Raw genomic sequence first — 10598 nt, 5'->3', positions numbered from 1 at the left:
AAATCCGGTTGTTGGTGCTGGTGATCCACTCACAGAATCTATCCCATACGTTGGCGCTTTCGCGGCGTTGGATCGTTGCTGTCATGGTTTTATAAATGCGATTATTTGCGGATGAATTAGGTAGGTTTGACTACCTGTTACACATCTTAAAGGAGTTATTGCGTTTTGTAAAGTACTTTCAGAAAAAACTTTTCTCTTAGGATTTACGCACCCGCAACAGAAAATCCCCAGATCAACGAAAGAAGGAGGCTCTCGATATTTAGAAAGGGTTATCCTTATGCTACGCACTTTTATTATTTAGGTGTGTTGCCCCAAAATTCAAAACAATCCCAAAAAAACGAGAATCCAGCAGCCGTAAAAAAGTGCTTTAATTTGCGGCTGGCTGCTGAGTGGGTATTGATTCGACACCTATCTCTGCTAAAGGTGGACGCACACATAAATAAATCAAGGGAGCGAATAGCGGTATCAACGCTATTAACCAGAATATCTGTGGATTTTTCCAACCGCGACGCGCCATATCATCCCCTAGTAATGCGGGAAATAAAAGGCTAAATAGGGAAAAATCTAAACTCATTACATTGATGAAACGGTTTGTTTGCCACTGTTGTACAAAACTGCCCCAATCTCCTCCTTTTAAACCGTAGGCAACTAAAATAACTGTGGCTAGAGTCAACACAATCCCAGTCACACGAGAATCTAGCAGCTTGAGCAAGATATTCTTTTTACCGACAAACTTATTATTTGGTTCTCTAAGGGCTAGGTAGGGTAACAAGGCAAACATTCCGACTCCGAAAGAGGCTATAGTAAATAGCCAAGCAGGTATTTTTTGCCCTCTACCATCAATAAACACTACTGTGCTGTAGATGAGAGGCCAGATACCCATCAGGTTAAATAGTGCTATGACTAACGGGTTAACACCTTGCCACTGGCCAGTAGAAAGGTTTTTAATTAACTCGAATGTACCGGGTTGCTCAGGAGGAGCGAGGAAAAAAGCATAGATAGTGAATCCTAACCACAGGAAGCCAAAGGCAATTTTTCTAACCATGAAAGATTTAAGTAGGATTAATTATTGATTTTGCCACTATAAATTGGGCTATCTGCCTGCTATTGTATTGTTAGTTAATTAAGGATTAAAATAACTAAAGGCTTCTGAGAGGTAATCAGCAGCAGATGCCACAACTGCGATCGCACTTTCATAATCTAGGCGTGTTGGCCCTAAAACTCCCACACTTCCTACTGCTACTAAACCTCGGCGATAGGTGGAGGAAATTAAAGTGCAGGTGCGGATCGGTTCTAATGGATTTTCTGCGCCAATGCGAACCGTTACCCTTGATTTTCCCCCATCCTCCGATTCTGGTTCTTCAAATATTAATCGCCATAGTTGGTCTTGTTCTTCTTCCAGCAGGTGGATAATGGTTTGTACCTGCTGTAATTGGGAAAATTCTGGCTGGCGCAAAACTTCTGACACACCCCGAACCATAATTTGGGTTGTAGTCGGCGCATGAGTGCGACGAGTCAATTCGGCAACTGAATTTTTCAAGAATTCTCCGTAGCGTTGGAATTCTTGATCTAGTTCACTCCAATTGAGGTTGGCTAATTCCAACAGACTTCGCCCTCGTAAATGGGTATTCAAAAAGTTAGAAACAATCTGCAATTCGCGATCGATTACCTCTGAATCCCGTTGTGTTTCTTCTGGTGTTGGCGACAAATCCATCAATTTGGAATGTGTCTCATAACCATCAGTAACAACAATTAACATAATCCGCCCCGCTTCAATTTGCACTAATTGCAGATGTCGCAATAACGCTGTAGTCGTTTGCGGCATGGTAATCAAGCTAATGCAACCACTCAAGGTTGCTAAAATTTGCGCGGCTCCTTGCAGTAGGGCTTCTAAACTCCGATCTTCCCACTGGAGATGCTTTTGCAGTGCTACTTCTACTTCTCGCCCTAAAGTTTCCATTCGTATAGCGTCTGTCTGCGACACGCTGCGCGATCGCAGAGAAGGTGTAATTAACTGGTCAACATAAATGCGATAGCCTGAATCTGAAGGTACTCGTCCGGCAGAAGCATGTGGTTGGTAGAGTAATCCAGACTTTTCTAAAACGCCCATCACATTGCGAATTGTGGCTGAACTTACACCCAGATCGTACTCTTCGACCAAAGCCTTTGAACCAACAGGCTCTGCTGTAGCAATGTAGTGACGTACCGTTGCCCAAAGTATATTCTGTTGTCGATTTGTTAACTGGACTTCCATAGGATATGTTTTGCTAGAGGCAAATTTTAATCAAATTTTGGAAAATTTCTGGATTTGATTGAAAGCAAAGAATATTAATAATTTATTAAGATAGTAAATTATACAATTATATTGTGATAATTAGTTTTAAGGTTCATGTAAACTATTGTTTAAAAGTGCGCTCTAAATAAAATCTATGCTTGGCAGCACAAGCTGAGAGTTTGAATTTATAACATCACTTTTCCGTCTTATTTTTGCATGATTCTACACTGATAAAAGTATTGTTGTATACGTATTTTTGCGGCGATCGCTGCTAAGGTTTTGGTCAAAAAGTTCGGTAAGTTATTAGCTAGTGGAGAAAGTTGCAAACTTTTCTGGCAAGTCTTTAAACTAATTTAGTGATATTTTCACAATAGCAAAAGCCAGATGGAATTGAGATCCATCTGAGTAATGCACCTAAACACAAGCTAATACTGGGGAATTGAATGGTCTACTAAGACGGAGTAAGCATCAATACCACCCGAAATATTTTGCACATTTGTAAAACCTTGAGCAATTAACCACTGGCACATCTGAGCAGAGCGAATACCGTGGTGGCATAGCACAAGGGTTTCATTTTGGGGATTGAAAAGGGTAGGTACTTCATCTCCCCATTCGGCAAATTGACTCAATGGTAGGTTGACAAAGCCCTCAATGCTAGCGATCGCCAATTCTTCTGGTTCTCGCACATCCACTAGCTGTATACTTCCATCACCAGAGGAAAGACGTTGTGCCAGTTCTTTTACACTAATCTGGTTCATGGGTTGACTAAAAGAATTCCCTATAAATAGTCCTAATCTAATTTTATGGTGACAGAAAATCTCTGTCTTTGCATGAGTATCCATTCTCAAGAAGACTGTTAAATTCTGTTAGGCTTTCTGCTTAAATGGCTGTAAACCGTCTTTTTAAAAGGTTTGATGTGAATAAGCAACGTTCATTTATTGGTTTTATCGTCGCAGGTGCGATCGCACTGCTAGTAATTGCGATCGCTGGCTTTTACTGGTTTTCTGCCAAAAGTCCGGCTAACCTCATTGCTTCTACCTCCCAGCCTGGTGCAGCCATATTTGTGTCGAAACTCTCCCCTGCAATGGTTTCATTGCTAGCGAATCCCGATCAGTTACAGGCGTTGGATCGGGAAGAGGAACTATCTAAAATTAAAACCAGTTTATTCGCCAAGAGTGGCATAGATTATAAACAAGACGTTCAACCCTGGTTAGGGAATGAAATTACATTAGCGATCGCCACCTTAGATATCGATCGAGACTCAGAAAACGGACAGCAGCCAGGGTATCTGTTAGCACTAGCAACCGAGCAACCAGAGAAAAGCCGCGAGTTTGTGGAGTTGTTGTTTTCCAAACGGGCGTTAGCTGGCGCAACCTTAGCTGTTGAACAATACAAAGGCGTAAAGCTGATTTCTGATAATTCTCAATCAGAAAAGGATTTGCTTGCAGGTGCGGTTGTTGGTGAAGGCTTTGTGTTGTTTGCCAACGATCTAAAAGTGTTGCGAGACGCAATTAATAACGTCCAAGCACCCGATCTAAATTTGACTAGCTCCCCCAAATACCAAAAAGCTACTAAAGAACTACCTAAAGGGGGTTTAGCTGTAGCGTTCTTGAATCTTCCTGTTGTGGCAAAATGGCAAGGCTTAGAACTGTCAGAACAACTTTATAACAGTGAAATTATTTCTCTGGCGTTGAATCCCAAAGGATTGCTAGCAGAAACCACATTTTTGACTTCATCAGAAATTCTTACTCCATCTGCACCACTATCTAAACCTGTGGGAGCATTGCAGTATATTCCAGCATCCGCAGGTTTGGCAATTTCCGGCTCAAATTTGAGCAATTTGGGTGAGAGTGATTTAGCCAAACTTTGGAGACAAGCAACAGCTACTATATATGGTTCTGGGGAAGATGTGCTTTCTCGGTTAGCAAAACCTTTGACGGATGTTCAAAAACGTTGGGGGATAAACTTACCAGAGGATATTTTTAGCTGGGTACAGGGAGAATATGCCCTAGCATTGTTACCTGAGAAAGAGCAAACAACCCCTCATTGGATTTTTGTGGTGGAAAAATCTGAGAGTGTAGAGCAAGGTATTGCTAAATTAGATGCGATCGCATCATCCAATGGACTCAGCATTAATCCCCTAACTATAGATAAGCAAAAAATTTCCGCTTGGACAGAGTTAACTACGGCTGCTAAAAAAAGTGATGTTAAAGAGGGAACATCTTTTAGCATTGAAACAAAAGTGCGGGGATTGCATACAACTTTAGGAAATTACGAAATTTTCACCTCTGACTTAGAAACAATGGATGAAATTCTCACAACTAAGGATAATTTCTTAATTGACAATCCCAGTTTCAAAGATAGTATTGCTGCAATTCCCTTACCAAACCAAGGCTACATATATCTTGACTGGACAAAGAGCCAGAATTTATTAGAGCGTCAAGTACCGATTCTCAAGCTAGTGGAAGTTTTAGGGAAACCGTTTTTTGATAATCTGCGATCGCTCACAGTCAGCAGTTATGGAACTGACTCGCGATCGCTTAAAGGTGGCGTTTTCTTCCAACTCAATAATTCCTGAGATTTTCACAACGAGTCAAAGTGTAGAAGGTATAGCGCGAAGTAAAAGAACCCCACCCCCAACCCCCTCCCCGCAAGCGAGGAGGGGGCTATGATGTATATCATGTGTATTTTGCCTTATGCCTTTTTTGCCCCATGATATTTACGTAGATTTTCTGTAGCATTTGCTATTTGTATTTGTAATCTTTGGATAGATACTGGCTGCTGGTTGAGAAATTTAGGTTCGAGGGGGCAGCGAGTATCAAATACATCAGAAAGAATTTACACAATACCCAGGTAGCGATCGGTAATGGGCAAGGCAATTGGCATTGATCTTGGAACGACGAATTCTGTCGCTGCTTTTAAGCTAGCAGAAGTGGAAGTAGTGACAGCTAACGATAACACGCCCCCAGACAGGAAATTGACGCGATCGATCGTTGCTTGTGAGCAAAATAAATTTTTGGTAGGAGAGCAAGCTTACAACCAACTTAGAGCTAATCCTGAAAATGTGGTTGTTTCCATCAAGCGCCTAATAGGAAGAGGTTTTGGCGATCCAGCCGTACAGAAACAAAAGTCAGAATTTGGTTACAAAATTGCTCAACCGAGTCAGGGTACAGACAACGGTATTGCAGTCTGGCTAGGAGGCAAAGAATATCAGCCAGAGGATATTTCTGCTGAAATTCTCAAAAAAGTTGTGCAAAATGCCCAAGCTTATCGCCAAGGAATTGGTAAAACAGGCGAAGTCATAGATCAAGCAGTTATTACCATCCCGGCTTATTTCAATGACAAACAACGTCATGCAACCCGCACAGCTGCACTCATAGCTGGAATCACCCCCTTAGAACTGCTACCGGAACCCACAGCTGCCGCCATATCTTACGGCTTTTCTCCAACTGGGGATGATTTTAAAACAATTTTAGTTTTTGATTTTGGTGGTGGTACATTTGATGCTTCGGTGATTCAAGCAGCAGGAACTTCATTTATTGAACTGGGAAAAGCTGGGGATTTATGGTTGGGAGGAGATGACATTGACTCTCGGATTATCAAGTTTGTTAAACAGCAATTTTCCCAGGAAGAAGGAATTGCTGATATTGATGGCTTGATTACCAAAATGCCGCACTATCAACGAGTGCGATTTAATGCAGATTTGAAGTTAGCAGTAGAACGCGCCAAAGTTGAACTAAGCACTGCTACAGTATCTCGCATTGCTCCCGCTACTCAATTATTAGATGAATTGGGTATTGCCATTCCTATTGAAGTAGAAATCACTCGTGAGCAATTTGAGGAAATAATTTTTGATTTGGTAGAGCGATCGATTCAGATTTGCCGCCAAGCACTAGAAGACGCTGAACATCACCTAGAGATGGTAGATGTAGTGTTATTAGTTGGCGGTTCTTGCCAAATTCCTATAGTCCAACGCAAAGTCAGAGAAGCCTTCGGAGCCGATAAAGTAGTAGTGCATCCCCGCCCGATGTATGCGGTGGCTGAGGGTGCAGCAATTGTCGCTGCTGGACAAACAGACAAAGTAACTACAGTCTCTCGTGATTATTTTATCAAGCTAGTGGATGGTAGAGAGCAAGTAATTAAGCGGGGTGATATTTTACCAGTGACGACATCCCACACTTTTAAAATTGCTGCTGATGGACAACGTTTGATTCACTTTCAATTTTTCAGCCCCGATCAAGTAAGGCAAGATTTGGATGGAATATATGAAGATGACAGTATTGGTGATATCTGGTTGGGTTTAAATCAATCCTATCCATGCGGGACAGAAATTTTAGTCAACTTAGAGTTAGATGAAAAAAATAATGGTCTAGGGATGACTGCCACATTAAAAAATGACCCCTCAGAAAGAGTGAGTTGCACCTTTTCGCGGGGGCGATCGGACGAGAAAATATATAAGGGATTAGAAGAAACGATCGCAGAACTCAACGATCAAAACCTAACTCATCTCGGCGTGGAAGAAGCGCTGAAGTTAGCGTTACCAGTGGTGCAATTAAGTAATCAAATCATCGATCCGAAGACTGGAGAGGAACGCAGCGATTTACGCGATCGCGCTAGTGCAAACTTGAAAAAATTCCAGGTATCTATGTCTAAGGAAAGCCTACAAGCCGAGTACCTAATGAATGAATGCGATCGCGTAGTTAAACTTTGCGGATCGATAATTCCTCAACCACAGCAAGAACGATTGCAAAAACTGAGTCAAGAATTACAAGATGCCATCAACACCAATAACCTCTCCAAGATGGAATCTCAGAGTGAAGATGCAAGACGAGAACTTGACAATCTACCCGATCAAGTCCAGCTTATTCAAGCTTGTCTTTTAGCAATCCGTCAAGCCCACGCAGTTGCACCGACTGAAGCAAATGCTATGTCTGACAAACTTTCTCGGATGCTTGGCGCTATGGAAAGCGATGATGATAAGGAAGCCAATCGCTTGTGGAATGAATTGCAACCAGATGTCAAGCGTTGGCTAAATGAGGAGTTACCCAGCAACAGCATTGTCACAGGGCTAACGCGATGAAGATGAAGCTGAACTGTCCTGTGTGCGATTACCAAGAAATTGAAGGTGATACTTGTCCTAACTGCGACACTGACCTTTCTGTAATTCGGATGCTTAAAGAATTACCGCAGGTGGAAAATCCTCTGCGACAAGTGAAAATTACCAAATGGCAACTAGGAGTTGCTTTACTCCTACTGATTATTGGCATTGGGTTGGGAGCAATGGGCAGTTTTTTATTCTTGCAACCACAGTTACACACATTAACCGTCTCTTCTCCTAATCCAGTTATTAGCGATCGCCTCAAACTACCAGTTATTCATGCCCCTGTGACAGCCAAGGAACCCCCAAAACCAATTACCTATACCGTTAAATCGGGAGATTCCCTCGGCGCGATCGCCGAAAAATTTTGTGGCAAGGGAACCTCTTGGCAAGTAATGCTTAAAGCCAACTCCCAACTCAAAGGACGGGAAGATGATATAGACGTAGGGGATGTGTTAAAAATTCCCAACTGCAAGGAGGGCGCTTAATGAGCATCCTTGATAGTTTTAATGCCTTAACTAAAACTTTACTGGGAGTGGGCATTATTGATGCCTGGAAACAAGCGCCACAGACTAAAGAAGCCAGTCAAAAAGCAGCACAATTAGCCCAAAACAAACACCTGCGAGAAGCAGTAATGATTGCAGAAAAAGCTCTCGCTGTCTGGTCGAGAAAACCAGGTTTTTGGGAGCGTTTGATTTGTCATTTGCTGCTGGGTAAGCTGTTAGATAATTTTATTCAGCAACTAAAGCAGTGGCGCTATCAAGTCGCAGAAGTGGATAAACTAGCTGCTAATGCTAAAACCCTTCTCAAGCAAGATACGGGCGATCCTTTAGAAACGCAAATACTTGCAAATGCGATCGCCATTTATCAGCGCTGTACCAAAGTTCTCCACGACGATCGCATCTCGCGGGTAATCAAGCAGTACCAAGAAGAACTGCAACGGCGACAGCAGTTTTTGACTTTAGTGACACAGGCGCAGTCTCAGGCAGAAAATCGGTTTTATAAAAATGCGATCGCAGTTTACCGAGAGGCACAAAAGCTTTATTCTACTGAGTCTCTAGAAAAGGCGATCGCTGTAAGTCTTGCCCAAGTCCAACAAGAAGATATTTATGATGCTGCCTTTCAAAAGGTGCAACAAGCTGAAAGTGAAGGAAGATTACAAAGAGCGATCGCACTTTTAAAAAATGCCCTGACTAACTTTTCTCGCTCTGACGGACTGGATTTACTCCAAAAGCTACAACAAACACTTAAAGGAAGAGAACAGTATCGCCAAGGGCTAGCAGCAGAAAAAGCGGGTGATTTTAAGGCGGCTGCATCCCTTTATAAAAATGCTAAATTGCTCTTACCCAATTCTACATACTGCCAAATCCGGTTAGCACTTGTGGCAATTAAAACTCAAGCATGGGCAACCGCACTAACTCACCTAGAAGCTATATCTGGAGAACAAGCTGCTTACTTACGGGGTTTTGCCCACGCCCAACAAGAAAATTTACAAGTAGCTTATAAAGAATGGCTTGGGTTGACTACTCCTAATATTACCAAGCAACGAGAAATTATTAAAAACCTTTCCCAACGCCAACGCTTGCTAAGACTACAGAATATAGAGCAACTAGTAAAGGCTGAAAATTGGGAAAATGCTAAAACAGAAAGTACAGAATTTATCCAAAAATTTGGTTCCGATCCGTTAGTCGAAAAAAATCTCAACGAGCATATTCAGCCACGTTTAGAAGTGGAAGTATGGCAAGAAAAAAACTGGAGAATTATTGCCAATCAATCTGAAAAGGCTTGGATTGTCCAGCCTAACATTACCACATTACATAATTGGACAATAGCAAATTATTATCTTGCTCAAACTGACCCTATCAAGCTGTTAAATTTGATAATTTCGTTTTCAACAGCGTTGGCAAATATAACTGAAGATCCTACCCTTCAAGATGTCCCTTGGCTAGAGAATAAACCTGTAGGATTTGCCTCAGTCTCTTTGGAATTAAAACGCCGAATTACATCATTAATAGATACTTGGAAAGGTGAAAATATTATTGAATATTTAAACTTACGCGATAGCTACCGGTTAGAAATTGAATCTCTAAACCTGATGGGTGAACCGTCAAAGTGGGGAATGAAAATAAAGGATATATTTATCACACCTGGTTGTTATCAGCATTACCTTCCTCAATGGCAAGGTAGTTACGACAATAGGATAAATGCTAACCAAAAAATCTTAAGTTCCCTTTATACAAATTGGGGATTAGCTATAGCTGCTTGTTTACAAGGAGATTACCAAAGAGCAATTCAACTAAAACCCTCAACCACAGATAATTCTGATATCGCAGCATTTGCTCAGAAATTTGTCGCTTATCATGAAGGTTACTATCAGCTACAGCAACAAAAATGGCGAGAGGCAATTATTCCTCTGAAGCAAGCAAAACCAGAAATTCAAGCTAGTAAGGATTGGCAAGAAGAAATAGACAGACTTTGTGGATTACAACGTCAAGCAATATCAGAATCTCAAGAAAATTTAGAGTTTGCCCAGTTTTGGTACGATCTTTTAGGAAGTAGAGACGCTAGAAGTTATCTAGCTGAGTATAAGGCAGAACAAATACGCGAACAAATTGCTAATGAACAAATTTCACCAGCAATAGCCCTAAGAGAACTACAAAAAATAAAAGAAATTGACAATCAAAATCCTATTGTAATTGACTTAATTCAGAGAATTGAATTTAACCAAGAATTAGAATTAATTGAGAATTTATTAAAAAATAATCAATTTGAAGAAGCTGTACAACATGCTAATAAATCCCAGCATCAACGTCTACGTAATATTGTGTCAGACATTTGTGTAGATATATTAATCAAGGGTTTCCAAAATCGGGATTTAGGATTTGAAGATATTTATCAATTAGGATATTGGGCTTATGAACTCTGTCCAGACGATCCAAATATCCAAGAAGTTTACAGGTTTAGCCAAGAACTGAAGGATATTGAAAATTTGATGAAATGCGATCGCTTTGATGAAGCCGTCCGCCGTGCCAAATACTCACAACATGACTCTATTAGTCACTATGTCGCTGAATTTTTTATTAAGGCCTTACTTAAAGGTATCCAAAACCATGATTTATCTTTTGATTCAATTCAAAAACTAGGCCATTTGGCTTATGAACTTTGTCCAGACGAACCTGCTTTTCAAGAAATTTACCACAGCCTAAAGATTCGTTAATTAAAGGT

At 41.1% G+C, this 10598-nt stretch carries 7 protein-coding genes; 4 read left to right on the top strand and 3 right to left on the bottom strand.

What is annotated here, in order from left to right; genetic code table 11:
* Positions 1 to 367: 367 nt before the first annotated feature.
* The 3 genes from V7K98_RS18615 to V7K98_RS18605 all read right to left on the bottom strand — a co-directional run bounded on the left by V7K98_RS18615 (position 368) and on the right by V7K98_RS18605 (position 3033).
* Positions 368 to 1045 (bottom strand): DUF2834 domain-containing protein, encoded by a 678-nt coding sequence (locus V7K98_RS18615; RefSeq protein ID WP_335024393.1) that lies wholly within the window; start codon positions 1043 to 1045, stop codon positions 368 to 370.
* A 78-nt stretch (positions 1046 to 1123) separates the two neighbouring features.
* Positions 1124 to 2254, bottom strand: coding sequence for a heat-inducible transcriptional repressor HrcA (gene hrcA / locus V7K98_RS18610; protein WP_335024391.1), 1131 nt, complete (start codon positions 2252 to 2254; stop codon positions 1124 to 1126).
* 446 nt (positions 2255 to 2700) lie between these two features.
* Complete coding sequence (locus V7K98_RS18605) at positions 2701 to 3033, bottom strand: rhodanese-like domain-containing protein (RefSeq protein ID WP_335024389.1); 333 nt, start codon at positions 3031 to 3033, stop codon at positions 2701 to 2703.
* A gap of 158 nt (positions 3034 to 3191) precedes the next feature.
* Between V7K98_RS18605 and V7K98_RS18600 the strand changes: the two genes are divergently transcribed.
* The 4 genes from V7K98_RS18600 (at position 3192) to V7K98_RS18585 (ending at position 10590) form a co-directional block, all read left to right on the top strand.
* Entirely contained in the window at positions 3192 to 4853 is a 1662-nt protein-coding gene (locus V7K98_RS18600; protein ID WP_335024387.1) for a DUF3352 domain-containing protein, read from the top strand.
* A gap of 288 nt (positions 4854 to 5141) precedes the next feature.
* Positions 5142 to 7355, top strand: a complete 2214-nt coding sequence (locus tag V7K98_RS18595) for an Hsp70 family protein (protein WP_335024385.1) — start codon at positions 5142 to 5144, stop codon at positions 7353 to 7355.
* Positions 7352 to 7861 carry a LysM peptidoglycan-binding domain-containing protein gene (locus V7K98_RS18590; RefSeq protein ID WP_335024383.1) on the top strand — a complete coding sequence of 170 codons (510 nt, stop codon included), beginning with the start codon at positions 7352 to 7354 and terminating at the stop codon, positions 7859 to 7861. The genes V7K98_RS18595 and V7K98_RS18590 overlap by 4 nt, the downstream gene beginning before the upstream one ends.
* Positions 7861 to 10590 carry a peptidase M, neutral zinc metallopeptidase site gene (locus V7K98_RS18585; protein ID WP_335024381.1) on the top strand — a complete coding sequence of 910 codons (2730 nt, stop codon included), beginning with the start codon at positions 7861 to 7863 and terminating at the stop codon, positions 10588 to 10590. The genes V7K98_RS18590 and V7K98_RS18585 overlap by 1 nt, the downstream gene beginning before the upstream one ends.
* The last annotated feature ends 8 nt before the right edge of the window (positions 10591 to 10598 follow it).

This window comes from Nostoc sp., assembly GCF_036917435.1.
Taxonomy (GTDB): domain Bacteria; phylum Cyanobacteriota; class Cyanobacteriia; order Cyanobacteriales; family Nostocaceae; genus Nostoc.
The sequence above is the reverse complement of the archived record's forward strand: the minus strand, read 5'-3'. Positions and strand labels throughout refer to the sequence as shown.